The following is a 24,750-nucleotide window of genomic DNA, read 5'->3' on the forward strand; positions in this document are numbered from 1 at the left end:
CCGAATGACGCCATGGGGATGCTGCATATCCAAAAAAAAACACACGAACCTGCTGCCTGACACCAACCGGTCTGAGCGGTTCAGAGCTACTTCATCAAAATCGATGTCACAGGGAGAGACATTAATGAAACACCAAACCATTACCGGAGCGCCGATCCATCGTGCCGCGGAAATGCACGCGCAAGAGTACCGCGACGGGCAACTAAGCCGCCGCGAGTTTTTGGCGCGCGTGACGGCATTGGGGGTTACCGTCCCCGCCGCCTATGGAATGATCGGCCTGGCGTCTCCGGCACAAGCACAAGAGCCACCGCGCGGTGGAACTATCCGCTATCAGATGGAAGTGCGCGCCCTGAAAGATCCACGTACTTATGACTGGACGCAAATTGCGACCTTCACGGCTGGATGGCTGGAATATCTGGTCGAATACAACAATGACGGTTCGTTCAAGCCGATGTTGCTGGAAAGCTGGGAATCCAACGATGACGCGACTGAGCACACGCTGAACGTTCGCAAAGGCGTCAAGTGGAACAATGGTGATGACTTCACCGCAGCGGATGTCGCCCGCAATATCGAAATGTGGTGTGACGCGGCAGTCGAGGGGAACTCGATGGCATCGCGCATGTCATCCCTGGTTGACGAGGCAACCCAGAAAGCGGGTGAAGGTGCAATCACTGTGGTCGATGATCACACGGTCAAGCTGACTTGCAACACGCCCGATATCACGATCATTCCTGGTATGGCCGACTACCCCGCAGCCATCGTGCACAGCAGCCACGATCCCAACAATATGCTGGCCAACCCGATTGGCACTGGCTTCATGATCCCTGAAAGCCACGAAGTGGGCGTAAAGGGTGTACTGGTCCGCAATGAAGAGCACGACTGGTGGGGATATGCTGCGGGCAAAGGTGGCTATATCGATCGGATCGAATTCATCGACTACGGCACCGACCCTGCGGCCTTCCTGGCTGCTTATGAGGCCGAAGAGATCGACATGAACTGGGAGTCGGTCGGCGAATTCGTAGACATCTTTGACAGCATCGGCCTGACACGGTCCGAGATTCCATCGGGCTTTACAATCGTCATCCGCCCGAACCAGCTGGCCGAAGATGCCGACGGCAACAAGATCTACGCCGACAAACGTGTGCGGCAGGCCCTGGCCATGGCCGTCGACAACGCCGTCTGCCTGGAGCTGGGCATGTCGGGATACGGCATTCCTGCCGACAACTGCCATGTTGGCCCGATGCACCCGGAACATGATTCCGCTGTAACCCGCCTGCCCTTTGATCCCGCAGCGGCCAAAGCGCTGATGGACGAGGCCGGAATGGGTGACTTCGAGCATGAGGTTCAGTCCATCGACGACGACTGGCGCCGCAACACGACCGCGGCCGTGGTAGCTCAGTTGAACGATGCTGGCATCAAGGCACGTCATACGGTTCTTCCGGGTTCGACTTTCTGGAACGACTGGACGAAATACGCCTTCTCGTCGACCAACTGGAACCACCGCCCGCTGGGCACGCAGGTTCTGGCGCTGGCCTACAAATCGGGTGTAGCCTGGAACGAGGCTGGTTTCGCCAATGACGAGTTCGACGCGCTTCTGGCCGAGGCAAACTCGATCGCGGATGTCGACAAGCGTCGCGAAGTCATGGCCAAGCTGCAGGCGATCATGATCGAAGAAGGCGTGACCATCCAACCCTATTGGCGGACGGCGATGCGTCACCACCGCGATAATATGGTTGGGGTTGAAAAGCACATCGCCGACCTGCCACAAATCTATAAGTTCGGCGTTCTTTCCTAAGCCGACAGATACAAGCCGCGCCGATTGGGCGCGGCTTTTTCGTCCGTATCGTGGCGACCAAAAAACAGCGAAGTGTGGGGCTTTTGACACCTGCACTGGCCACCAACAGGGGCTAATATGGGACTATTCATTCTAAAGCGTGTCGGCATCATGCTCATCACAGCTTTGTGCCTGACATTCTTGGTCTTCTTCCTCACCAACCTGTATCCAAACCTCGAAAAGCTTGCGAAAACGCAGGGCAATTTTCGGATGTCCGACGAACAGGTTGAAAGCTATCTGCTGAAAAACGGGTATCTGCAGCCGACGCCGATCAAATACGGCGAATGGTTGGGCGTGCTGCCATCCTATCGGCACACCAACGAAGACGGCAGCGTACAAGGAAGATGTATCCTGCCCGGTGAAACCGCAGAAAGCTCGCCAAGCTTCTGTGGCATCCTGCAGGGATACTGGGGATACTCGTCCGTTTTCAAAGAGGAAGTTTCGAAAGTTGTTGGCACCCGGTTGGCCCTGACCGGTCGGTTGATGCTTTGGGTTATGTTGCTGATGGTCCCCTCGGCGCTGATCCTTGGGGTTCTGGCGGGTATGAAAGAAGGATCGGCCACCGACCGGACCCTTTCAACATTCGCCATCACGACGACAGCGACCCCTGAATATGTCTCGGGCGTGATCTTTATCGCGATCTTCACTTCGTCCGCCGTTGGCCTGAAATGGTTCAAAGGCACCGCGACACAGGCGATGGAGAACCCGACCTTTGAGAACTTCTTTCTACCGGTACTGACTATTGCTCTCTACGGGATGGGCTATATCGCTCGTATGACCCGCGCCTCGATGACCGAGGTGATGACGGCGCAGTATATCCGTACCGCGCGGCTCAAAGGTGTTTCCTTCCCGAATATCGTCATGAAGCACGCGCTGCGAAACGCGCTGATCGCACCGTTCACAGTCATCATGCTGCAGTTTCCCTGGCTGCTGAACGGCGTGGTGATCGTCGAGACCCTTTTTAACTATAAAGGGTTCGGCTGGGCGCTGGTTCAGGCAGCAGGCAATAACGACATCCAGCTGCTGCTGGCGATTTCGGTCGTGTCGGTCTTTGTGGTGCTGGTAACGCAGCTGATCTCGGATATCGGCTATGTCTACCTCAACCCACGCATCCGAATTTCGTAAGGAGGGACAGAACATGGAACCACTTACCTGGACCGGCTCTATCGCCATTCTGAACCCCTTGCTGATGATCGCACTGGTTGCACTAGGGGTATCAATCATCGTCTGGATCTTGGGCAGCATCGTGTTGCCCGAAACGCCAGTCGTCGTGAATATCGACGGCACAATCAATGCAGATACCGGCCTGCGCGGCCTGACGCAGATCGCGCTGAGATACAGCTTTTTCGCCTGCGTCGCGCTGTGTCTGGCATATGTGGTGCTTGGCATTTTGATGGGGACAAGCGCCGGGATTATCGGAGCGATCTCTCGGCAGTTTTTACCTGTCTGGATGTCGCTGATCATCCTGTTTGCAATGTCAATCGCCTTCAAGCGCAAGCTTGGCCTGTACGGCAAACTGTTCGACAGCCCCATCGGCATGATCGGTTTTGGCCTTGTGATGTTCTGGGTCTTTACCGGCATTTTTGGTGCGCTGGACCTGATCGTCACGCATGATCCGCTGGCGCAGGTTTCAGGTATGAAGAACAAGTTGCCCGGAACTCCAATGCCCAGCACCGAGGACGGAACATATTCCTGGTATCTGCTGGGTGGGGACAATCTGGCCCGCGATGTGTTCAGCCGGATGGTCAAAGGGGCATGGATCGTGGTGCAGATCGCACCGATGGCAACCATATTTGCCTTCATGGTCGGGATTACTCTGGGCCTGCCTGCGGGGTTTTATGGCGGACGTCTGGACACGTTCCTGTCTTTCCTGGCAAACCTGATACTGGCCTTCCCGGTAATCCTGCTGTTCTATCTGCTGGTCACGCCCGAGATCGTGGCAACCGGTGTGCCGAACTATATGGCAGCCGTGTTGTTCGTCTTTCCGATCCTGTTTCTTTGCGTCCTGCTGAATTCGCGGTTCTATACGCGGCCCAATTTCCGCACACCTCTGCTGATCGGAGTGTTGGGCATCGCGATGTGGCTCTATCTATCTCTGATTTCAACAGACGGCTACATCATCGAAACCAACAGCTACAACATCTGGGGACTGCCCACCTATCTGGACCTTTTCAATATCCCCGGCGGCATTCTGGTCGTGTTCGTTTCAGTGGTTTTCGTGAACTCACCCACGGTATTCCGTATCGTGCGTGGCCTGGCGTTGGACATCAAAACCCGCGATTATGTTGCCGCAGCGCAAACCCGTGGTGAAGGTCCATGGTACATCATGCTTTGGGAAATCCTGCCCAATGCGCGCGGGCCGCTGATCGTCGATTTCTGTCTGCGCATTGGCTATACGACCATCCTTTTGGGAACCTTGGGATTCTTTGGCCTCGGGCTACCACCCGAAAGTCCCGATTGGGGGTCGACGATCAATGAAGGGCGCAAGCTCTTGTCGATCTATCTGCACCCTGCCCTGCCACCTGCGCTGGCGCTGTTGACACTGGTTCTTGGGTTGAACCTGTTGGCTGACGGCCTGCGCGAAGAAAGTCTGAAGGACTGATGTATGAGCGGCCGGGGGCCCTGCCCCCGGACCCCCGAGGTATTTTTGGCCAGATGAAGGGGATCCCCGGGATCTGGTGAGGAGCAACACAGATGACCAAACTTGCGTCCTATGAGGGCCCGATATTGGAGATCGACAAGCTGTCGATTTCGTTTTTCACGCGGTTGCGCGAGATCCCTGCAGTGATGGATTTTTCGGTCAGCGTGCAGCCTGGTGAAGCTGTGGGGCTGGTTGGGGAATCGGGGTGCGGGAAATCCACCGTTGCGTTGGGCGTGATGCAGGATCTGGGCAAGAACGGGCGTGTTGTTGGCGGATCCATCAAGTTCAAGGGTCGTGACCTATCCGAGATGACGGCCGAAGAACTGCGCGATATTCGCGGCAATGAAATAGCCATGATCTATCAGGAACCTATGGCCAGCCTGAACCCCGCGATGAAGATCGGTCGGCAGCTGATGGAAGTACCGATGATCCACGAGGGCGTCAGCAAGGACGAGGCCTATGCCCGTGCGCTGGAAGTGGTCACCGATGTACGCCTGCCCGACCCTGAACGGATGCTGAATTCTTTCCCCCACCAGCTGTCGGGAGGCCAGCAACAGCGCATCGTGATCGCGATGGCGCTGATGTCCAAGCCATCGTTGCTGATCCTGGACGAGCCCACCACCGCGCTTGACGTGACCGTCGAGGCCGCGGTGGTCGAGCTGGTCAAGGATCTGGGCAAGAAATACGGCACCTCTATGCTGTTCATCAGCCACAATCTGGGGCTGGTGCTGGAAACCTGCGACCGGCTGTGCGTGATGTATTCCGGCGAAGCGGTCGAGCGCGGCTCGATCAAGGATGTGTTCGACGAAATGCAGCACCCCTATACGCAGGCGCTCTTCCGGTCGATTCCACTGCCGGGTGCGGACAAGAACGCGCGCCCGCTGGTGGCCATTCCGGGCAATTTCCCCCTGCCACATGAGCGCCCGCCGGGCTGCAACTTTGGCCCACGCTGCGACTATTTCGAGGAAGGTCGCTGTGACGCGCAGAACATTCTGATGGAGGCCGTGCCAGGCAATGACCGGCATCATACCCGCTGTCTGAAATTTCAGGAGATCGACTGGAACGCGCCCATCACCCTGGCCGAGCAAAAGGAAAAAGGTGAGATTGGCCGCGTTGTTCTTAAGATGGAAAATCTCAAGAAATACTATGAGGTTGCGGCAAATGCACTGTTTGGCGGCGGCGAAGCGAAGGTAGTCAAAGCAAACGAAACTCTGAGCTTTGAGGCGCATGAATCCGAGACACTCGCCATTGTGGGCGAATCCGGCTGCGGCAAATCCACCTTTGCCAAAGTTCTTATGGGGTTGGAGACGGCAACGGACGGGCAGATCCTGCTGGACAACCGCAATATCGAGGACGTGCCCATCGAAGAGCGCGACGCCAAGACGGTGGGTGAGGTTCAGATGGTGTTCCAGAATCCGTTCGACACGTTGAATCCTTCGATGACCGTGGGCCGTCAAATCATCCGCGCTCTGGAAATCTTTGGCGTCGGCAAGTCCGAGGCCGAGCGCAAGAAGCGGATGCTCGAACTGTTGGACTTGGTGAAACTGCCCCGCGCCTTTGCCGAGCGGATGCCGCGACAGCTATCGGGCGGGCAGAAACAACGTGTCGGCATCGCCCGCGCCTTTGCCGGGGATGCGCGGATCGTGGTGGCGGATGAGCCGGTCTCGGCGCTGGATGTATCGGTGCAGGCGGCGGTAACCGACCTGCTGATGGAGATCCAACGCGAGCACAAAACCACACTGCTGTTCATCAGCCACGACCTGTCGATCGTACGCTATCTCAGCGACCGGGTGATGGTGATGTATCTGGGCCATGTGGTCGAACTAGGCACCACTGATCAGGTGTTTGCACCGCCCTATCATCCCTATACAGAAGCCCTGCTGAGCGCGGTCCCCATCGCCGATACATCGGTCGAGAAGCAGCACATCGTCTTGGAAGGCGACATCCCATCAGCGATGAACCCGCCTCCTGGCTGTCCGTTTCAGACCCGCTGTCGCTGGAAATCCGAAGTCCCCAACGGTCTTTGCGAAAGAGATGTCCCACCCGTGAAAACTCTGGCAGACGGTCATCAGGTCAAATGCCATCTGGCAGACGACATCCTGGCACGTATGGAACCCGTCATTAAAATCGCCGCTGAGTAATGGGATTGGGTACGCAACAAGGGCGTCGGTAAGGTGGTTCCGGCGCCCTAATTAAGCGACACGACCTCGAGCAGCCTGTCACTGAACGCGCTGATTTGGCTAAGCCGCATCACCTGTTGATCCGGCAATTCATCGGGCGGCCTAACCGCCCCAAATCACCTTCACGTAATTCTGGGTTTCCTTGTAGGGTGGTACGCCACCGTGTTTTTCAACAGCCTGAGGTCCGGCATTATAGGCGGCCAGCGCGAGCCGCCAGGATTTGAACTTGCGGTATTGCCAGGACAAATACCGGGCTCCACCTTCAAGATTCTGTTTCGGGTCGCGCGGGTTCACGCCCAATAATTGTGCGGTCCCGGGCATCAACTGGGCCAGACCCAAGGCGCCTTTATGTGACACGGCATGGGGATTCCATCCACTTTCCTGCTGAACAAGGCGTAGGAACAGCTCTTCGGGAACATCGTGTTTACGAGCCGCTTGCCGCGCCATCGTCAGGTACTCACCCCGATAGTTGCCGGAATATCGCTTACTGAATTGTGGTTGAGGCGTCTTAGGCTTCAACCGATCTGAATCGCGGTACTGGGTGGCCGCACGGCCGTCCAAATATTTGGATTGCTTCAGAAAGATGTCCTTACGGCTTTTGGTAGACAGCGTATCCGCCGCAGCGAGTCCACAGGTCAACGCAAAGCATAGAACCGATAAAAAACAAAATCTGAAACGCATTAATGCCTGTCCCGCACTGTCACGAACCCGAGTGAGTATATGTATTTCAGCCAATAATGAAAGCATGGTAAATTTTCTATGTGCAAACTCCCGACCAGTTCATTTCTCATGATCCATGTTCCAACCATGGTTCAGGGCGTATAGGGTCTCAGAAATACACAGCGCCAGATTCGGGCGCACTCAAGTCAGTTAAGAACGGGGAAATACATGGCGGGTTCTGTCAACAAGGTCATTCTGGTGGGAAATCTGGGGCGTGATCCCGAGGTACGGTCGTTCCAGAACGGTGGCAAGGTCTGCAATCTGCGCATCGCCACTTCCGAGACCTGGAAAGACCGCAACACCGGCGAACGCCGCGAGCGGACAGAATGGCACTCGGTCGCGATTTTTTCAGAACCATTGGCCCGCATTGCCGAGCAATATCTGCGCAAGGGCAGCAAAGTTTATATCGAAGGTCAGCTGGAAACCCGCAAGTGGCAGGATCAGTCCGGTCAGGACCGCTATAGCACTGAGGTGGTTTTGCGCCCCTATCGCGGCGAGCTGACTTTGCTGGATGCGCGTGGAGAAGGCGGCGGCGGTGGCGGTGGTCAATCCGGCGGTTACGGTGGCGGCCAGGCAGGTGGTGGCTATGGTGACCCCTATGGCGGACAATCCAGCGCCCCGGCACCCGCATCTGGTGGAATAGACGACGACGAGATTCCGTTCTAGGCACACCGGAGACACATCATGACATGGTCCTTCTCGCTCGGCCGACTATTGGGGTCGGAACTGAAGGTCCATGTCACTTTTTTCCTCTTGTTGGCATGGGTTGGATTCGCTGCCTATTCTACCGGAGGGATGCAGGCCGCGATCGGGAACCTGATTTTCGTGCTTGCCCTTTTCGCATGTGTGGTCGCGCATGAGTTTGGTCATGCGCTGATGGCGCGGCGCTATGGCATAAAAACTCCGGACATTACTTTATTGCCGATCGGCGGTCTTGCCCGATTGGAACGGATGCCAGAGAACCCCATGCAAGAGGTATCGGTGGCTTTGGCCGGTCCTGCAGTAAACGTCATCATCTGGATCATCCTCGTCTTTTTGGGCGCAGGAATGCCATTTGAAACACTCGCCAATATTGATTCACCCGAGACCGGGCTTTTGAACCGCCTCGCCTATGTGAACCTTCTTCTGGCTGCCTTTAATCTCATCCCCGCATTCCCGATGGATGGTGGACGCGTTTTTCGCGCACTGCTCTGCCTGAGGATGGATCGGGTCAAGGCCACGCGCATTGCCGCATTTGCCGGTCAGATAGTGGCGGTAGGATTGGGGTTTCTGGGGCTAAGCACAGGCAATCCGTTGTTGGTTCTGATCGCGGTTTTTGTATTCGTTGCCGCCAATGCAGAAAGCCAGGACGTCGCAATGCGATCAGTGGCGCGTCAGGTTCTGGCCCGCGACGCCATGATCACCGAGTTTCACGCCCTATCGCCAAGCGACACGCTTGCGACCGCCGCTCAAGCAGTTATTCACACCACTCAGCATGAATTTCCGTTGCTGGATGCAACAGGGAAACTGCAGGGCTTTGTCACGCGCGACCGGCTGTTTGCTGCTCTCGCCAAAGATATTCCCCGGTCAGAATTGGCCAGTTCAATCATGGTTGAGGATATCCCGACAGTGACCCTGAGCAGCGGGTTGGAAGCGGTTCTGAAACAGTTCCACGGGGGTGCCCCCGCAGTTGCCGTCTGCACGCGGTCAGATCAAATGGTCGGCTATATTACCCGTGAAAATATTGGCGAGTTAATGATCATTCGCGGGCGTTGATCAACCCAGCGCGTCCTTGAGGACACTCAAAACCGCATCCCGCGGAACATCCGACGTGACAAATGCCTGCCCGATGCCTCGGGCCAGAATGAAACGCAGTTGGCCATCGATAACCTTCTTGTCTTGCGCCATCAGCTCGACCAGCGCTTCGGCGTCGGGCAAATCCCCGTGGATATCGGAAATGTCGGTTTTCATGCCCATCGCACGCAGATGTGCCCTAACCCGGCTTGGGTCCTCTTGCGAACATAATCCAAGTCGCGCCGACAGTTCGAATGCCAGCGCGCATCCAATCGCAACGCCTTCTCCATGCAGCAAACGATCAGAATACCCGGTAGCAGCCTCAAGCGCATGACAAAACGTATGCCCGAGATTCAGCAGGGCGCGATCCCCTTGCTCGGTCTCATCACGAGCGACGATGTCGGCTTTCATCTGAACGGATCGGGTGACGGCCCGAACCCGCGCGGCCATATCCCCGCCCGAGACATCGGGGCCATTGCCCTCGAGCCATTCAAAGAATGCTGCATCCCCCAACAGCCCGTATTTTACGACCTCACCATAACCGGACAGGAAATCCCTGTCGGTCATTGTGCCCAGAACCGAAGTATCCGCCAGCACCAGTGAGGGTTGATGAAATGCGCCAATCAGGTTCTTGCCCTGCGGTGCGTTGATCCCGGTTTTGCCGCCGACCGAACTGTCGACCTGCGCTAGCAGCGAAGTTGGTATCTGAACAAACCGTACGCCCCGGCGCAAAACGGCCGCGGCAAATCCAGCGAGATCACCTATAACCCCACCTCCGAACGCAACCACCACGTCACGCCGCTCGATTTTCTCGGCTAACAACCATTCGACCGCACGCTCAAAATGCGGCCAGCTTTTGGTGGCTTCGCCCGCGGGCAGCGCCAATGCGGACATTTCGATCCCTGCGCTGGCCAACCCATCCCGCAACGCGTCAAGATGCAGGCTCGCCACGTTTTCATCGGTCAGAACCGCTACTTTGGGTCGCGGCAGCAAAGGTGCTATGCGCTGACCGGCCTGCGTCAGCAGATCGGGGCCGATCTCTACATCATAGGACCGATCCCCAAGCTCAACATGTACGGTTTGGTGCATCTATTTCCGTTCCAAAACATCAGGTCGCGTCATCAGAGCTTTGACGACACGCTCTACCATATCTTCAATCGAGACATCCCCGTCGGACGAAACCGCCAGATCGGCGCGTTCATAGATCGGAACACGCTGATCGTACAATGCACGAAGGGTCGCGAACGGGTTTTCGGTGCGCAAAAGCGGGCGCGTATCCTTGTGGCGAACGCGGTTCCACAACACACCCAAATCGGCGCGCAACCAAACGGACACCCCGCGTTGAGTGATCATGTCGCGGTTTTGTTCGGTCATAAAGGCACCGCCGCCGGTAGAAAGGATACCTTTTTCCTCGACCAAAAGCCGCCCGATGACCTGGCTTTCCTTGCTGCGAAAAAAGGCTTCGCCATCACGCTCGAATATCTCGGGGATGGTCATGTTGGCCGCTGATTCGATTTCGGCATCGCTATCGAGGAAAGGAACCCGCAACCGAGCCGCCAATGCGCGGCCTACGGCGGTCTTTCCGGCCCCCATCATACCTACAAGCACCACTGTTTTGTGCAGTGTATAGTCCGAAACGGCAGATGCCGCATGGGTGTTATGCTTAATTTCGCTCATTTCATCGTGAATGACGTGATCTTAGGAAAAATGCCAGTTATAACTTGGTCAAAAGAGAAAATTGAGGCAGCGTTTGACCATGGGCCGTCTGATCAAGTTCCTGATATATCTGATTTGCCTGTGTTTCATCGGGCTGGTGGGATATGTCTACCTGGGTGAGTTTTTTGGTGCAGATTTCTCTGCGCCGCAAAGCGAGGTCAGGGAGCCGGTAATACTGAATGTCGAATAAAGTGGCGGTGGTTGCGCTGTTTCTTGCAGGAACAGCGCAGGCGCAGCAGGAACCCCTTTCTGTTATTGAATGGCTGGCCAATCCTCCGGAAAACCTTCCGGGGACGGTTTTGCTTGAGCCACCCGTGGCGCAGCCCGGCGGTCAGCCCGATGTTCTTGTGACCCCGCTTCAGGCATTGTCACAACCCCTTGGCCTGGTTGCTTCGACTGTCACAGGATTGCCTGTCGACATGTGGCAGAACAGCGATCCCCAACGCCTGTCCGAACTGATCGAAAGCGTCCCGGTCAAGTACAACCCTGCAATGCAGCGTTTGCTGTTCACGTTGCTTTTAACCGAAGCTCGGGCACCGACGTCCAGTAAAGGGGAAGAGATTTTGCTTTTGGCGCGGCTCGACCGCCTCATGCATCTTGGCGCTGCGGACCCCACGCAATCATTGGTACAGCTGGCAGGCCCGACGAACAGTCTTGACCGATTTCAACGCTGGTTCGACGCCACCCTTCTGACCGGGGATGAAGATCGCAGTTGCACGGCGCTGATTGCTCAGCCGCATTTGTCACGGGACTATGCCGCTCAGATTTTCTGCAAGGCCCGGCGTGGGGATTGGGACTCGGCCGCTCTCACGCTTGAGGCAGCCCATGCCCTACAGGTTCTGGCACCACAAGAGCTGGAGGTTCTGGACAGGTTTCTAAGCCCTGAACTGTACGAAGACGCCGAGTATCTGCCGCAACCGGACGACCCCTCGCCCCTGATGTTCCGCTTGTTCGAAGCTATTGGCGAACGTTTGCCCTCGGCTGCTTTGCCCCGCGTCTTCGCAAATGCGGATCTGCGGGATGTTGCGGGCTGGAAGGCTCAGGTCGAAGCCGCGGAACGGTTGACACGCGTTGGGGCGCTAACGCCAAATCAACTGCTGGGGCTCTATACAGAACGGTCTCCGGCTGCGTCTGGAGCCGTATGGGACCGGGTATCGTCGATACAGCGGTTCGAAAATGCACTTGATTCTGGCAATTCGGCAAAGATCGCCAAAGCTCTGCCGGTGGTTTGGAACCAGATGCGCAATATCGGCCTGGAAGTGCCATTCGCTGAACTTTTCGCCGGGCGCCTCTCTCAGGTCAAACTACAGAAACCCGCGGCCGAGGATCTGCGGTGGCGCATTCTGTTGCTGTCAGATCTATATGAAACAGCGGCGTTGTCGGCTCCGGACAATTCTGAAGAAAGTCAGTTTCTGGCTGCGCTGGCTCAGGGTGATCCGGGGCGCGCGCCCTCCCCTTCGCCGCTGGCGGATGCCATCGCAGAGGGGTTTGCATGGGCGGCGCCGGTGCCAACCGATATCAGCAACATGCTGGACGAAGGCCGCCTCGGTGAGGCGCTTCTGGAGACGATGGTCCTGTTTGCCCATGGATCGCGGGGAAATCTGGTCGACCTGACAGCTGCCATGGCAACCCTGCGCCGGGTCGGTCTAGAAGATACCGCGCGCCGCGCCGCGCTGAACCTGCTGATCCTGCAGGGCAAGTGATCATGACGTCTCCGGGCTCTGACGAAATCTGGATTTCGATCTTTCTGGAAGCACAGGCCGCCGAGTTAGGCGCTGCCCAAAATACGCTTGTTGCCTATGGCCGCGATCTCAAGGATTTTGCGGCCTGGCTGCGGCGCCGGAAAATTGGGTTTGCCGAGGCCGACGCCAAGCAGGTTGAGGATTACCTGATCAGTTGCGACGCACAGGGATTGGCTCAATCCACCCGCGCCCGCCGTTTGTCTGCCATAAAACAGATTTATCGGTTCGCATTCGAGGAAGGCTGGCGTTCGACAAACCCCGCGATCAAGATCAAAGGTCCAGGACGGCCAAAGCGGCTGCCGAAAACTCTGGATGTATCCGAGGTGGACCGGTTATTGATTGCTGCGCGCGAAAGCGGGCGAAACAACATCGAAAAGCTGCGCAATACCTGCCTGATGGAAATCCTGTATGCCACCGGGATGCGTGTCACTGAACTGGTATCGTTGCCGGTGTCATCGGCGCGCGGCGATCCAAGGATGCTCTTGGTATTGGGAAAAGGCGGCAAAGAGCGGATGGTTCCACTGTCCCCTCCGGCTCGACAGGCGCTTTCGGCATGGTTGGCGGCTCGGGATGAGACTGAGGAAAAGCGTGTTACAAAGGGTGGGCAGAGTTCCCGATTTCTTTTTCCCTCACGTGGCAAGGCCGGGCATCTGACACGGCATATGTTCTATCATCTGATCAAGGAACTGGCGGTTCACGGTGGGGTCTCGCCCGAAAAGGTTACACCTCACACCTTGCGTCACGCTTTTGCGACACATCTTCTTGCCAACGGTGCCGATTTGCGATCGATTCAAACATTGCTTGGTCACGCGGATGTGGCGACCACAGAAATCTATACTCATGTCCTGGAAGAACGGCTGGCTGAACTGGTGTTGCAGCATCACCCATTAGCTAAAGATCCAGTTGAAAAGGGCTAACTCCTTGATCCAGTCAAGCCGCGCCCCCATAACAGACGCAGAAACACAAGCAGCTAAGGACCGATGGAACCCTCAACTTCTCTGATCGACGGCACATTCTGGCTTACGTCCGGTGCCATATTGCTATTGCTCTTCTTATCGGGGTTTTTCTCGGGTTCTGAAACGGCTCTGACGGCCTCGTCACGCGGCAAGCTGCGGGCGCAGGCGGACAAAGGGTCGCGCGGGGCGCAGAAGGCGCTGGACATCACCGACGACAACGAACGGCTGATCGGATCGGTTTTGCTGGGCAACAACCTGGTCAACATTCTTGCGGCCTCGTTGGCCACAGCGATGTTCACGCGCCTCTTTGGCGAAAGCGGCGTAGCATTGGCAACCCTGGTCATGACCTTGTTGGTTCTGATCTTTGCTGAAGTTTTGCCCAAGACCTATGCCATAACCAATTCGGAAAAAGCGGCATCCGCCGTTGCTCCGATCATCAGCGTGGTTGTCACCTTATTCTCACCGGTCGTTTCGGCCGTACGCCTATTGGTACGGGGGGTTTTACGCCTGTTCGGTGTACAGATCGACCCGGACAGCAACATTCTGGCCGTGCGCGACGAAATCGTTGGGGCCCTGCATCTGGGCCATTCCGAAGGCGTGGTCGAGAAGGAAGACCGTGACCGTATTCTGGGCGCCTTGGATCTGGGTGAACGTGCGGTTGAAGAGATCATGCTCCATCGTTCGAATATCGAGATGGTTGATGCGGATGATGCTCCCGAGGCGATCCTGAAACAATGCCTTGAAAGCCCCCATACACGCCTGCCTGTCTTTAGGGACGAACCAGAAAACATCGTTGGGGTTGTTCACGCCAAAGACCTGTTCCGCGCTATGTATGCTCATGCAGGAAGCAGCGAACGTGAAAACAACCGACTGAAAGAGTTCGATGTCTCAAAGGTAGCGAACGCCCCTTATTTTGTTCCTGAAACGACCACTCTGGACGATCAGATGCGGGAATTCCTGCGGATGCATAGCCATTTTGCGCTGGTGGTCGACGAATATGGTTCACTCAGGGGTCTAATCACGCTTGAAGATATCCTCGAAGAAATCGTCGGCGAGATTGCTGATGAGTTTGATATTGATGAGGACGTCCCGGTAACGCGAACCGAAGACGGCCAGTATCTTGTTGAAGGCGCCATGACGATCCGCGATGTAAACCGCGCGATGGAATGGTCTTTGCCCGACGAAGAGGCCAATACCGTGGCCGGTCTGGTCATCCACGAAGCGCAGATGATCCCGATCACGGGTCAGGTATTCTCGTTCCACGGTTTCAGATTCGAAGTCGTCGCGCGCGAAGGCAACAGGATCACAGAGCTGAAGATCCGTCCCCTCTGATCCTCTCGCCGCGACAGCCTATGTCGTGAACGGAACAGTATCCCTGGTTCTGCGATTGCAGGCTTTGACTATATCGCAAGGGGAGTCTGTGACGTGAAGACAACAACTCAGGTAGCTGTAATCGGTGGCGGCGTTGTCGGGTGTTCGGTTCTTTATCACCTGACCAAGCTGGGCTGGTCGGATGTGATGCTGCTGGAGCGGTCCGAATTGACCAGTGGCTCGACCTGGCACGCGGCGGGTGGTTTCCACACATTGAACGGCGACACCAACATGGCCGCACTGCAAGGCTATACGATCCGGCTGTATAAAGAGCTGGAAGAGATCACCGGCATGTCCTGTGGCCTGCACCACGTTGGCGGCATAACGTTGGCCGACAACCGCGACCGGTTTGACATGCTCCTGGCCGAACGTGCCAAGCACCGCTTTATGGGGTTAGAGACCGAAATCGTAGGCCCTGAAGAGATAAGGAAAATCGCACCGATCACCAATACCGACGGCATCATCGGCGCGCTCTATGATCCGCTGGACGGACATCTTGATCCGTCCGGAACAACCCATGCCTATGCCAAAGCGGCGCGGATGGGCGGCGCAACAATCGAAACCCATTGCATGGTGCACGAAACAAATCAGCGCGCCGATGGCACCTGGGATGTGGTCACCAACAAGGGCACGATTCATGCTGAACATGTGGTCAACGCTGGTGGGCTCTGGGCGCGCGAGGTTGGCGCCATGGCCGGTGTCTATTTCCCGCTGCATCCGATGGAACATCAGTACCTAGTCACCGACTCGATCCCCCAAATTGAGGCAATTATCGACGCAGGTGGCGAACATCCCCATGTCATGGATCCCGCCGGCGAAAGCTATCTGCGGCAAGAGGGACGCGGTCTGTGCATCGGCTTTTATGAACAAACCTGCAGGCCCTGGGCTGTCGACGGCACCTCGTGGGATTTCGGTCACGAGCTTCTTCCCGATGATTTCGATAAGATCACCGATAGTATTGAATTCGCCTATCGCCGCTTTCCTGTTCTGGCCGAGGCTGGTGTGAAATCGGTGATCCACGGGCCGTTTACCTTTGCACCGGACGGCAATCCTCTGGTCGGGCCGGTTCCGGGGTTGCGCAACTATTGGTCGGCCTGCGGCGTGATGGCCGGGTTCAGCCAGGGCGGCGGCGTTGGTCTGACACTGGCGCAATGGATGATTGAGGGTGAGCCAGAACGCGACGTCTTTGCGATGGACGTGGCGCGGTTCGGGGATTGGATCAGCCCGGGCTATACCCGTCCAAAGGTCATCGAGAACTATCAGAAGCGGTTCAGCGTCTCTTATCCGAACGAGGAATTGCCGGCAGCCCGCCCAGCCCGCACAACGCCGATGTATGATATCTTTACCGATCTTGGTGCTGTGTGGGGTCAGCAATACGGGCTTGAGGTGCCCAATTACTTCGCCCAGGGGGATGAACCCGGCTATGAAACGCCCTCGTTCCGCCGATCCAACGCATTCGATGCCACCGGGCGCGAAGTTCGGGCCGTGCGATCAGGTGTTGGCATCAACGAAGTGCACAATTTTGGTAAATACCGCATTGTTGGACCTGCTGCCCGTGATTGGCTGGATCGGATCATGGCGGGCCGAATCCCGAAACCGGGCCGCGTGTCGCTAACCCCGATGCTATCACCAAAGGGCAAGCTGATCGGTGATTTTACCGTTTCCTGTCTTTATGAGACCGAGTTCCGCCTAACCGCCTCCTACGGCTCTCAGGCGTTTCACATGCGCTGGTTCCTGCAAAATGCGCAGGATGGCGTAGCTGTCGAAAACATCAGCGATCGGCAGAACGGGTTCCAGATCGCCGGCCCAAAAGCCACGCAGGTTCTGGCGGCCTGCACCCGTGATGACCTGAGCGGATTTCGGTTCCTCGATCTGCGCCGCATGACCGTTGGGATGGCCGAATGTATCGTCCAGCGCGTCAGCTATACCGGCGATTTGGGGTACGAGATCTACTGCGATCCCATGGCACAAAGGCAGTTGTGGTGGACATTATGGCAGGCTGGGCAAGAACACGGCATCGTTCCATTTGGCATGCGCGCGATGATGAGCCTGCGTCTGGACAAGTTCTTTGGCTCCTGGATGCGAGAATTCTCGCCTGATTACACAGCCGCGGAAACCGGTCTGGATCGGTTCATTTCATTCTCTAAGAACGCCGATTTCATTGGCCGCGCAGCTGCCGAGGCTGAACGCGCCTCTGGCCCTGCCCGTCGACTGGTTGCGTTCGAGGTTGATGCCGAGGACGCTGATGTCAACGCGTATGAGCCGGTTTGGCTGGGCGGAAAGGTCGCCGGGTTTTGCACTTCGGGTGGCTATTCACACTATGCAGGCAAGTCCATTGCCATGGGGTTTCTGCCAACAGACCGCGCTGCGGACGGGCTGGAAGTAGAAATCGAAATACTTGGCCAGTTGTGCAAGGCACGCGTGATCTCAGAACCGTTATTCGACGCCGATGGCGCGCGTATGAGGGGATGACACTGCTTTCATACGTCTGCATTGTCGGCGCATGACGCAAATACCCATCATCCTTCTGGCCGCCGGACAATCCCGGCGTATGCGAGGCGCAGATAAGCTGCTGCAAGAAATTGATGGCTGCCCGCTGCTGCTCCGTTCCGCCCAGACAGCACGGGCCGCATCGTCGGTTATTGTTGCCCTGCCGTCCAAGCCTCATCCCAGGTACGACGTGTTGCAGGGGCTGGACCTGCATCTGGTCGAAATCGCAGATGCAGAGGAAGGTATGAATGCCAGCTTACGAGGGGCTCTGTCCGCTGTTGGGCAAGAGGCCGAAGCCGTCATGGTTCTGCTAGCTGACCTGCCTGAAATCACTCTGGATGACCTTCAGACGCTGATCAAGGCAACTAAGGCGTATCCGGATAAGCTGATCTGGCGCGGGTCGACCGCGTCAGGACAGCCTGGCCACCCTGTGATCTTCAGCCGTCTCCTGTTCGATCAGATCAGCCGCCTGACCGGAGACGAAGGAGCACAATCTGTGGTTCGGGACCATCCGGACAAGGTCCATCTATGTGTGCTCCCCGGCCAACATGCCGTGCTGGATCTGGACACGCCCGAAGCATGGGATATCTGGACCAAAAATCGCAACAGTTAAAACGAGTACGGCCCGGTCAATGAAGACCGGGCCGGTTACCCAATTAAGGACTACCACTTTTCACTGATCCTGAAAGCGCGTCCAGAACACACTAGGCATTCCGAATATTCCGCAACCGAACCTAAACAAGACCCCCTCGTTAACATGCCGCTCAGCGCTTCCAGAGACTGTGACAAGCCGTTGGCACCCCCTAGTGCCGCCGACTTCCCTTCGCTTGGGCAAGACCATCGTCACCTATCAGATGCTCTCAAACAACGTAAAATTGGCCTAAACTTGCATTTTCTGATGTATCAGTTTGGTTTTTACGCAACATTTCTCTCAATATGTCTCTACTATAGGTTGTTCGTCCGAGAAAATCTAAATGCAAGTACACTCCATTTATCACAGACCATATATATAACATGTTCATAATATGATATGTTTCCGGCAAATTCAGCCTATGACATCAGATCTACTCACAACCAATGGCTGTGTCATAAATCCATCAATTTCTGAGCGCTCGCTTTGTTTATCAAACAGATTTAATTCAACCAAAATCATCATTTGACTGCCGAACAGGCAACAATCCACCGATTCTCACCTTATGATTCGGAAGAATTCCGCGAATCTTTGCCACCCGACGCCGGGATAGAGCCTCTCGTTTGTGGCAAAATTAAGATTTATTAACCAACCAATCAGGAAAGTCACAGACTGATGCAGCATCTCTTGATCCAAGGCGCGGCCAGTGTCGCGTGCTTCAATCAGGAGACCAAAATGAGCATCCGTAAATCCTCTCTTCTTATGCCACGCACATCAAACTGGATAGGCGTCTCAGCGCTGAGTGCGGCATTATTGGCGACGACCGCCCTGCCCTCGAAAGCTGACGAAGCGCTGGCTGATTTAGTTGAGAGCGTGTCACCTTCTGTCGTGACCATCATCGCGGAACAAAACGCCGCCAAGGGCCCGGAAAATGGACAACAGTTTGATTTCGAAGGCCAACCATTCGGTGAATTCTTCAAACGCTTTGGCGTGCCTGAAGGGTTCGATGCCCCCCGTCGTGGTCCTTCTCAGGGTTTGGGGTCAGGTTTTGTACTGGATGAAGCCGGGTACATCATTACGAACCATCACGTGGTCGACGATGCAGCGACCGTGACCGTGCGCCTGAATGATGACCGAGCTTTTGAGGCTGAGGTGATCGGTACCGACCCGTTGACCGATATCGCGGTTCTCAAGATCGACGCGGGCGAGCCACTTCAGGCCGTAGAGCTTGGCAATAGCGATGTAATCCGTGTGGGCGAGGATGTCGTCGCCATCGGGAACCCGTTTGGCCTCAGCTCGACCGTGACGACCGGGATTGTATCGGCCAAGGACCGCAATATTTCGCAGGGACCTTATGCCGAGTTCATCCAGACGGATGCGGCCATCAACAAAGGCAATTCCGGTGGCCCGCTGTTCAACATGGATGGTGAGGTTATCGGCGTGAACTCGGCCATCTATTCCCCGAGCGGTGGGTCGGTCGGGTTAGGTTTTGCCGTCACGTCGAACATTGTGGACCATATTGCTGCGGATCTGCGCGATGATGGCCAAGTCAGCCGCGGTTGGCTGGGTGTGTCAATCCAGAATGTCAGCCCTCAGATCGCTGCGGCGATGGGAATTGATGCCTCAAACGGCGCATTGGTTTCGGACGTTGTTGCCAACAGCCCTGCCGAAGGCATCCTGGAACAGGGCGACGTCATCCTGACCTTTAACGGCGAACCCGTCGCGTCCAGCAGCGACCTGCCGATCCTTGTCGGAACTACCAAGGTTGGAACAGAAAGCACGCTTACAGTTTTACGCAACGGCAGTGAGCAAGACATAAAGTTGACGATCGGACAGCATCAGTCCGCATCGGCCGAAATGGACAAGTCAGTGGATGAAGGCATTTCGGGCACCGCCCTGGGCGTCACCGTTGCACCGCTAACAGAAACCAACCGTGCGGAACTGGGCGTGGCCGAGAATATTGACGGTGTGATCGTCACGGACCTGAAACCGGACAGCCCTGCAGCCAAAGCCGGTCTTCAGCGTGGCGACGTGATCGTGAAGCTGGGCAACCAGGATACGGCCACTCCTGACGCGCTGAAAGACGCGCTGGACAGCGAAAAAACCGATCCCGCGCTTGTCCTGATCAACCGTGGCGGCAACCAGATCTTTGTTGCGGTGGAAATCGCCTGATCGAACACCTGCGCGCGCCACGTGATGGGGAGATCTGGCGGGCGCCTCTCTGGCATGATTGAATTGTCCGCAATCTGCCGGAGCAGCCGGGTGCGCAACGACGCACCCGGCATCTAAACTGGTCAAATCTTGTACTTTGTTTGAAAAATTGTGTTTAAGTTCCGGTAGAAAGGATTTCAGATCATGAGCCGACGCCTGTTGATCGTTGAAGATGATGAAGACACCCGGGAATTCATAGCAAAAGGGTTCAGCGAGGAAGGATATGTCGTCGAACAGGCCGCGGATGGGCGCGAAGGGCTGTATCACGCCACAGATGGTGGCTTTGACGCCATCGTTCTGGACCGAATGCTGCCCGGTCTAGACGGCCTGTCACTGATCAAATCCATGCGCGCCGCGGGTCTGAAAACTCCGGTTCTGATGTTAACCGCAATGAGCGCGGTCGATGAGAGAGTCAAAGGCCTGAGGGCCGGTGCAGATGATTATCTGGTCAAACCGTTCTCTTTTCAGGAACTGCATGCGCGGATCGAAGCTCTGTTAAGACGCCCGCAGGAATCTGAGGAAAACCCAACCCTGACCTGCCGCGATCTGGATATGGATTTGCTGACCCGCAAAGTCACCCGCAACGGGCGAGAGATTACCCTGACACCGCGTGAATTTCAGATTTTGGAATTCTTCCTGAGACGCAAGAACCGCGTAGTGTCACGCACCATGTTGCTGGAAGGTGTCTGGGATTATCATTTCGACCCGAACACCAATGTGGTTGACGTCCATATCTCGAAACTGCGCCGCCAATTGGATGAAGGCGGAGAGATCCCGTTGATTGAAACAGTCCGGGGCGCAGGTTACATGATATCTGATGGATAACCTACGGCTTTCGTTCAATAATTCCAGAACACGTTTGGTTCTGGCCAGCATGGTTCTGAGCACATTGCTGACAGCCACCGTGCTGGCCCTTGTCTATGTCACCGCAAATCGCAGTATCGAAAGCGAAACCCGCTCGGTGGTTTCCGCGGAATTGACCGGTCTGGCCGATGAATACGAAAGGCGCGGGCTCATCGGTCTGCTGACAGCCATCGAACGCCGTATTCCCACCGCCTCTGAACGGGATGCCCTCTATTTGTTGACCGACCGCAACGGGACGAAATTGGCTGGCAACCTGAGACAATGGCCCGATGACATCACTGCCGGAAGTGGTTGGGTCCAACTAGAGCTGCGACGCTCGGACAGCGAACAGCTGGTGCCAATCTCGGCTGCATCCATTCGTCTGCCGGGCGGAGAACGCCTGCTTGTCGGGCGGGATGCGCTGGCACGACAGCAGTTTGACCGTGTTCTTTTACGCTCGGTCGGCTTCGCGCTGGCAATCGCGCTGGCGCTGAGCGTCCTGACAGGCTGGCTGTTTACCAGGCTCGTCTTTTCGCGCCTGTCTGACATCGCCTCGACCGCAGAAAATATCGTTTCAGGCGACCTGTCGCGCAGGATGCCCTTGCGCGGGACCGGTGATGAATTCGATCAGGTTTCAGGTACGCTCAATACGATGCTGGACCGGATCGAGGAGTTGGTCAGCAATCTAAGGACAACCTCGAATTCGATCGCGCATGATCTACGCTCTCCTTTGTCGCGGTTGAAACAGCGGGTCGAATCCCTGTCAGATAGCCGCAAATCCGAACAGGATCGCGAAATCGACATCGCGCGCGCGACGACCGAGGTTGATCATGTCCTGCGGGTTCTGGGCCAACTGACTGAGATTTCGCGTGCCGAAGCAGGTGTCGGGCGAGAGCAGTTCGAAGATGTCGACCTTAAGCAACTCGTGGCAGACGTGGTCGAGCTCTATGATCCGGTTGCGACGGATCAGGGCGTAACACTTGAAGTTACAGGGTCAACTGCCCCCCTTCCCGGCCACCGCCCCCTTTTATCTCAGGCACTGTCCAACCTGTTGGAAAATGCTCTGCGATACGCGCCTGATGCTTCGACCATCACGATCAATATTGCGGATGACGGCCTGTATACCAACCTCAGCGTGCGGGATCACGGCCCCGGTGTACCACAGGATGATCTGGCCCGTCTGCAGATGCCCTTTGTGACACTCGATCCCGCCCGGACCGAGCGCAATGCAGGTCTGGGCCTGGCTTTGGTCGCAGCGATATCGCATATGCACAAAGGCATGTTCGACGCCCGCAACTGTGATCCGGGCCTAGAAGCCACTATTCGTCTGTCGCGCAAACCCTGATCCGGTGATCATGAACCGCAAAGGTAAAAAAGGATCGGGTGACAGTAATTCTGACACCGGTTAAAACGTCGATTATGTCTGACCCGATCTCAACTATCCGTAATCTCGGCCCGGCCTATGAACAGGCTTGCGCGCGCGCCGGTATCCACTCGGCCCAGCAACTGCGCGAGATAGGCCCCGACGCGGCCTATGCAAAACTCTTGCAGGCAGGATCGCGCCCTCATTTCATCGGCTATTATGTTTTGGTGATGGGGCTGCAAGGCCGCCCCTGGAACGATTGCAAAGGCGAAGAGAAAAAAGCCCTGCGGCAAAGGTTCGACGCAATCAAAGCCAGCAACAGTACTGCGCCTGAGACGAAGATGATTGCGGATCTGGATGGAATCGGCGTCCGGGTATCTTCGGACGATTTGAAACCCGCATAGAAAAAGCCGCCCCCGACCCCGGGAGCGGCTTTATAGGCTTGATCTTAAAACAGATTAGCCGACCAGTTCGATGCCTGAGAAGAAATAGGCAATCTCAACCGCTGCTGTTTCCGGTGCGTCTGAACCGTGGACCGAGTTCTCGCCAACCGATTCAGCGAACTCGGCGCGGATGGTGCCGGGGGCCGCATCTGCAGGGTTGGTTGCGCCCATGACTTCGCGGTTCTTGGCAATGGCGCCTTCGCCTTCCAGAACCTGTACAATAACCGGCTCGGACGACATGAATTCGCACAGTTCGTCATAGAACGGGCGCTCGGCATGGACGTCATAGAACTTGCCAGCTTGTGCTTTGGTCATGTGAATGCGCTTTTGCGCAACGATGCGCAGACCGGCCTCTTCAAACTTGGCGTTGATCTTGCCAGTCAGGTTGCGGCGGGTTGCATCGGGTTTGATGATCGAGAATGTGCGTTCCAGTGCCATGTCGGCCTCTCCTTAAAAATAGGGCGCGGGGCCCGCGCCGAAATCCATCGCGGGCCGCGTATCATGGTCTGTAGCTTATGAAAAGTGTTATGATGCCCTGCTCCGGCGCTTTGCCGGTCACAATGTGCTGGGCAACGGGTCCAGACTGTCGATCCGACGAACATAGAGCACGGCCAGAAGGCCGATAAAGCTGCACCCGCACATCATGCCAAGCACAAGAAAGGGTCCGTTTTCCGGGCTGACAAAGGCGCCGGTGATCGTGGTCAGAACCGCCCCCAGCGCAACGATCATTGCACCTGACAGGCCCGCCGCGCTGCCTGCCAGTTTGGGACGAACCGACATCACGCCCGACGATGCATTGGCGTTGGTCAGTCCATTGCCGAAACCGACACAGATGGCCGAGCCGAAAAAGACCCAAACCGTACCAAGCCCGACCCAAAACAGAAGCAACCCGCAAAGCGGCCCTGCCGTGGCTACATTCCGCCCTATCAGGATCATCGTTGTTAACTGCGTCCGCGCCGCCAATCGGCCAGTGACAAAATTCCCGACCATGAACCCGCCGGTGATAATGCCGATCCCAAGACCCAGCATCGCGGGGCTCAGATCAAACCAAGCAGCTGCAACCAACGGTGCACCGGTGATAAAACTGAAAAAACCGCCGATCGAAAATGCCGCGCATAGGGCATAACCCCAAAACCTGCGGGCGCGGAACAGATGCCGATATTCCTTCAGCTGCGCCGCGAATGTTGGGGCGCGGTTTATATTGGTCTCTCCCATATCAAACCACAGCAAAGCCAGCAGACCGGTGCCAAGTAAGGAATACAGAACAAACCCCGAGCGCCAGCCAAACAGCATGTCCAACGCGCCGCCCAGCATCGGCCCAAGCATTGGCGCCAGCGCCATAGCCATTGCGACATAGCCCAGCTTGCTGGCCGCCTCGTTGGGGGGATAGCGGTCGCGGATTGAGGCGCTGGACAGCACAGACCCGGCGACGACCACAGCCTGAATGAGGCGAAAACCCAGAAACACCCAGATTGACCCAGCCAGCACGCAGCCGATGGATGCGACCACGAAGATCGACATGCAGATCAACAGGACCGGTCTGCGCCCATATCGATCCGACAGAGGACCCATGATCAGTTGCAGCACAGCAGAAACCGCCAGATATCCCGCAACCGCCAGATTCATAAGGCCGTAATCCACCTGAAAGTCCACGCTCATATGCGCCAGCGATGGCAGGAACATATTCAGCGTCAGCACCGACAACGCCGTGGCAAAGACCAGCGTGACCAACGACGGAGGTGTTCGGGCTGTATGCATGATGGAACCGTGTGAAAACTTCAGGCAAAACAGCGCTAACACATTGAATGCCGGTTGAACATGCAAGCTGCTGGCGGC

At 56.5% G+C, this 24,750-nt stretch carries 21 protein-coding genes; 16 read left to right on the forward strand and 5 right to left on the reverse strand.

The window, feature by feature from the left end:
- Positions 1-124 precede the first annotated feature (124 nt).
- The 4 genes from FN806_RS03985 to FN806_RS04000 all read left to right on the forward strand — a co-directional run bounded on the left by FN806_RS03985 (position 125) and on the right by FN806_RS04000 (position 6,616).
- On the forward strand, positions 125-1,795 hold the full coding sequence (locus tag FN806_RS03985; protein WP_142634235.1) for an ABC transporter substrate-binding protein: 1,671 nt from the start codon (positions 125-127) through the stop codon (positions 1,793-1,795).
- 117 nt (positions 1,796-1,912) lie between these two features.
- Positions 1,913-2,959, forward strand: a complete 1,047-nt coding sequence (locus FN806_RS03990; RefSeq protein ID WP_142634237.1) for an ABC transporter permease — start codon at positions 1,913-1,915, stop codon at positions 2,957-2,959.
- A gap of 13 nt (positions 2,960-2,972) precedes the next feature.
- Positions 2,973-4,436 carry an ABC transporter permease gene (locus FN806_RS03995; RefSeq protein ID WP_142634239.1) on the forward strand — a complete coding sequence of 488 codons (1,464 nt, stop codon included), beginning with the start codon at positions 2,973-2,975 and terminating at the stop codon, positions 4,434-4,436.
- 92 nt (positions 4,437-4,528) lie between these two features.
- A complete protein-coding gene (locus FN806_RS04000) occupies positions 4,529-6,616 on the forward strand; it encodes a dipeptide ABC transporter ATP-binding protein (protein WP_142634241.1) in 2,088 nt (695 codons plus the stop codon).
- Between the two features lie 141 nt (positions 6,617-6,757).
- Here the strand turns inward: FN806_RS04000 and FN806_RS04005 are convergent, their stop codons facing one another.
- Positions 6,758-7,336 (reverse strand): lytic transglycosylase domain-containing protein, encoded by a 579-nt coding sequence (locus FN806_RS04005; RefSeq protein ID WP_142634243.1) that lies wholly within the window; start codon positions 7,334-7,336, stop codon positions 6,758-6,760.
- A 207-nt stretch (positions 7,337-7,543) separates the two neighbouring features.
- Here FN806_RS04005 and ssb point away from each other — a divergent pair, with 207 nt between their 5' ends.
- Positions 7,544-8,041 carry a single-stranded DNA-binding protein gene (gene ssb / locus FN806_RS04010; protein WP_142634245.1) on the forward strand — a complete coding sequence of 166 codons (498 nt, stop codon included), beginning with the start codon at positions 7,544-7,546 and terminating at the stop codon, positions 8,039-8,041.
- Positions 8,042-8,059: 18 nt separating this feature from the next.
- Positions 8,060-9,130 (forward strand): site-2 protease family protein, encoded by a 1,071-nt coding sequence (locus FN806_RS04015; protein ID WP_142634247.1) that lies wholly within the window; start codon positions 8,060-8,062, stop codon positions 9,128-9,130.
- On the opposite strand, the gene aroB is transcribed toward FN806_RS04015, so the two are convergent.
- Entirely contained in the window at positions 9,131-10,237 is a 1,107-nt protein-coding gene (gene aroB, locus FN806_RS04020; protein WP_142634249.1) for a 3-dehydroquinate synthase, read from the reverse strand.
- A complete protein-coding gene (locus tag FN806_RS04025; RefSeq protein ID WP_142634251.1) occupies positions 10,238-10,825 on the reverse strand; it encodes a shikimate kinase in 588 nt (195 codons plus the stop codon). It abuts the gene before it with no gap.
- A gap of 79 nt (positions 10,826-10,904) precedes the next feature.
- Here FN806_RS04025 and FN806_RS20390 point away from each other — a divergent pair, with 79 nt between their 5' ends.
- From FN806_RS20390 to FN806_RS04070, 10 genes are all read left to right on the forward strand, one after another.
- Positions 10,905-11,054 carry a hypothetical protein gene (locus FN806_RS20390; protein ID WP_185956616.1) on the forward strand — a complete coding sequence of 50 codons (150 nt, stop codon included), beginning with the start codon at positions 10,905-10,907 and terminating at the stop codon, positions 11,052-11,054.
- Complete coding sequence (locus FN806_RS04030; RefSeq protein ID WP_142634253.1) at positions 11,044-12,567, forward strand: hypothetical protein; 1,524 nt, start codon at positions 11,044-11,046, stop codon at positions 12,565-12,567. Before FN806_RS20390 ends, FN806_RS04030 begins: the two co-directional genes overlap by 11 nt.
- A gap of 2 nt (positions 12,568-12,569) precedes the next feature.
- Positions 12,570-13,523, forward strand: a complete 954-nt coding sequence (locus FN806_RS04035; RefSeq protein ID WP_142634255.1) for a site-specific tyrosine recombinase XerD — start codon at positions 12,570-12,572, stop codon at positions 13,521-13,523.
- A gap of 63 nt (positions 13,524-13,586) precedes the next feature.
- Positions 13,587-14,894 (forward strand): HlyC/CorC family transporter, encoded by a 1,308-nt coding sequence (locus tag FN806_RS04040; protein WP_142634257.1) that lies wholly within the window; start codon positions 13,587-13,589, stop codon positions 14,892-14,894.
- 93 nt (positions 14,895-14,987) lie between these two features.
- Entirely contained in the window at positions 14,988-17,405 is a 2,418-nt protein-coding gene (locus FN806_RS04045) for a GcvT family protein (RefSeq protein WP_142634259.1), read from the forward strand.
- 31 nt (positions 17,406-17,436) lie between these two features.
- Positions 17,437-18,036, forward strand: coding sequence for a nucleotidyltransferase family protein (locus FN806_RS04050; RefSeq protein ID WP_142634260.1), 600 nt, complete (start codon positions 17,437-17,439; stop codon positions 18,034-18,036).
- A 753-nt stretch (positions 18,037-18,789) separates the two neighbouring features.
- On the forward strand, positions 18,790-20,226 hold the full coding sequence (locus FN806_RS04055; protein WP_142634262.1) for a Do family serine endopeptidase: 1,437 nt from the start codon (positions 18,790-18,792) through the stop codon (positions 20,224-20,226).
- Positions 20,227-20,409: 183 nt separating this feature from the next.
- Positions 20,410-21,090: a response regulator transcription factor gene (locus tag FN806_RS04060; RefSeq protein WP_142634264.1), complete on the forward strand. Its 681-nt coding sequence runs from the start codon at positions 20,410-20,412 to the stop codon at positions 21,088-21,090.
- A complete protein-coding gene (locus FN806_RS04065) occupies positions 21,083-22,453 on the forward strand; it encodes a sensor histidine kinase (RefSeq protein ID WP_142634266.1) in 1,371 nt (456 codons plus the stop codon). The genes FN806_RS04060 and FN806_RS04065 overlap by 8 nt, the downstream gene beginning before the upstream one ends.
- Positions 22,454-22,527: 74 nt before the next feature.
- Positions 22,528-22,875: a TfoX/Sxy family protein gene (locus tag FN806_RS04070; RefSeq protein ID WP_142634268.1), complete on the forward strand. Its 348-nt coding sequence runs from the start codon at positions 22,528-22,530 to the stop codon at positions 22,873-22,875.
- Between the two features lie 54 nt (positions 22,876-22,929).
- On the opposite strand, the gene ndk is transcribed toward FN806_RS04070, so the two are convergent.
- Both ndk and FN806_RS04080 read right to left on the reverse strand, forming a co-directional pair.
- On the reverse strand, positions 22,930-23,352 hold the full coding sequence (ndk, locus tag FN806_RS04075) for a nucleoside-diphosphate kinase (protein WP_142634270.1): 423 nt from the start codon (positions 23,350-23,352) through the stop codon (positions 22,930-22,932).
- Positions 23,353-23,469: 117 nt separating this feature from the next.
- A complete protein-coding gene (locus FN806_RS04080; RefSeq protein ID WP_185956617.1) occupies positions 23,470-24,672 on the reverse strand; it encodes a multidrug effflux MFS transporter in 1,203 nt (400 codons plus the stop codon).
- Positions 24,673-24,750: the final 78 nt, after the last annotated feature.

The organism is Ruegeria faecimaris (assembly GCF_900182615.1).
GTDB lineage: Bacteria > Pseudomonadota > Alphaproteobacteria > Rhodobacterales > Rhodobacteraceae > Ruegeria > Ruegeria faecimaris.

Excerpts from the sequence above, each read along its gene's own strand:
- aroB (WP_142634249.1), bottom strand. The coding sequence starts at position 10,237 with ATGCACCAAACCGTACATGTTGAGCTTGGGGATCGGTCCTATGATGTA.
- FN806_RS04050 (WP_142634260.1), top strand. The coding sequence starts at position 17,437 with ATGACGCAAATACCCATCATCCTTCTGGCCGCCGGACAATCCCGGCGT.
- FN806_RS03995 (WP_142634239.1), top strand. The coding sequence starts at position 2,973 with ATGGAACCACTTACCTGGACCGGCTCTATCGCCATTCTGAACCCCTTG.
- FN806_RS04000 (WP_142634241.1), top strand. The coding sequence starts at position 4,529 with ATGACCAAACTTGCGTCCTATGAGGGCCCGATATTGGAGATCGACAAG.
- FN806_RS04040 (WP_142634257.1), top strand. The coding sequence starts at position 13,587 with ATGGAACCCTCAACTTCTCTGATCGACGGCACATTCTGGCTTACGTCC.
- FN806_RS03990 (WP_142634237.1), top strand. The coding sequence starts at position 1,913 with ATGGGACTATTCATTCTAAAGCGTGTCGGCATCATGCTCATCACAGCT.
- FN806_RS04025 (WP_142634251.1), bottom strand. The coding sequence starts at position 10,825 with ATGAGCGAAATTAAGCATAACACCCATGCGGCATCTGCCGTTTCGGAC.
- FN806_RS04015 (WP_142634247.1), top strand. The coding sequence starts at position 8,060 with ATGACATGGTCCTTCTCGCTCGGCCGACTATTGGGGTCGGAACTGAAG.
- FN806_RS04035 (WP_142634255.1), top strand. The coding sequence starts at position 12,570 with ATGACGTCTCCGGGCTCTGACGAAATCTGGATTTCGATCTTTCTGGAA.
- ssb (WP_142634245.1), top strand. The coding sequence starts at position 7,544 with ATGGCGGGTTCTGTCAACAAGGTCATTCTGGTGGGAAATCTGGGGCGT.
- FN806_RS03985 (WP_142634235.1), top strand. The coding sequence starts at position 125 with ATGAAACACCAAACCATTACCGGAGCGCCGATCCATCGTGCCGCGGAA.
- ndk (WP_142634270.1), bottom strand. The coding sequence starts at position 23,352 with ATGGCACTGGAACGCACATTCTCGATCATCAAACCCGATGCAACCCGC.
- FN806_RS04030 (WP_142634253.1), top strand. The coding sequence starts at position 11,044 with ATGTCGAATAAAGTGGCGGTGGTTGCGCTGTTTCTTGCAGGAACAGCG.
- FN806_RS04080 (WP_185956617.1), bottom strand. The coding sequence starts at position 24,672 with ATGCATACAGCCCGAACACCTCCGTCGTTGGTCACGCTGGTCTTTGCC.
- FN806_RS04070 (WP_142634268.1), top strand. The coding sequence starts at position 22,528 with ATGTCTGACCCGATCTCAACTATCCGTAATCTCGGCCCGGCCTATGAA.
- FN806_RS04055 (WP_142634262.1), top strand. The coding sequence starts at position 18,790 with ATGAGCATCCGTAAATCCTCTCTTCTTATGCCACGCACATCAAACTGG.
- FN806_RS04065 (WP_142634266.1), top strand. The coding sequence starts at position 21,083 with ATGGATAACCTACGGCTTTCGTTCAATAATTCCAGAACACGTTTGGTT.
- FN806_RS04005 (WP_142634243.1), bottom strand. The coding sequence starts at position 7,336 with ATGCGTTTCAGATTTTGTTTTTTATCGGTTCTATGCTTTGCGTTGACC.
- FN806_RS20390 (WP_185956616.1), top strand. The coding sequence starts at position 10,905 with ATGGGCCGTCTGATCAAGTTCCTGATATATCTGATTTGCCTGTGTTTC.
- FN806_RS04060 (WP_142634264.1), top strand. The coding sequence starts at position 20,410 with ATGAGCCGACGCCTGTTGATCGTTGAAGATGATGAAGACACCCGGGAA.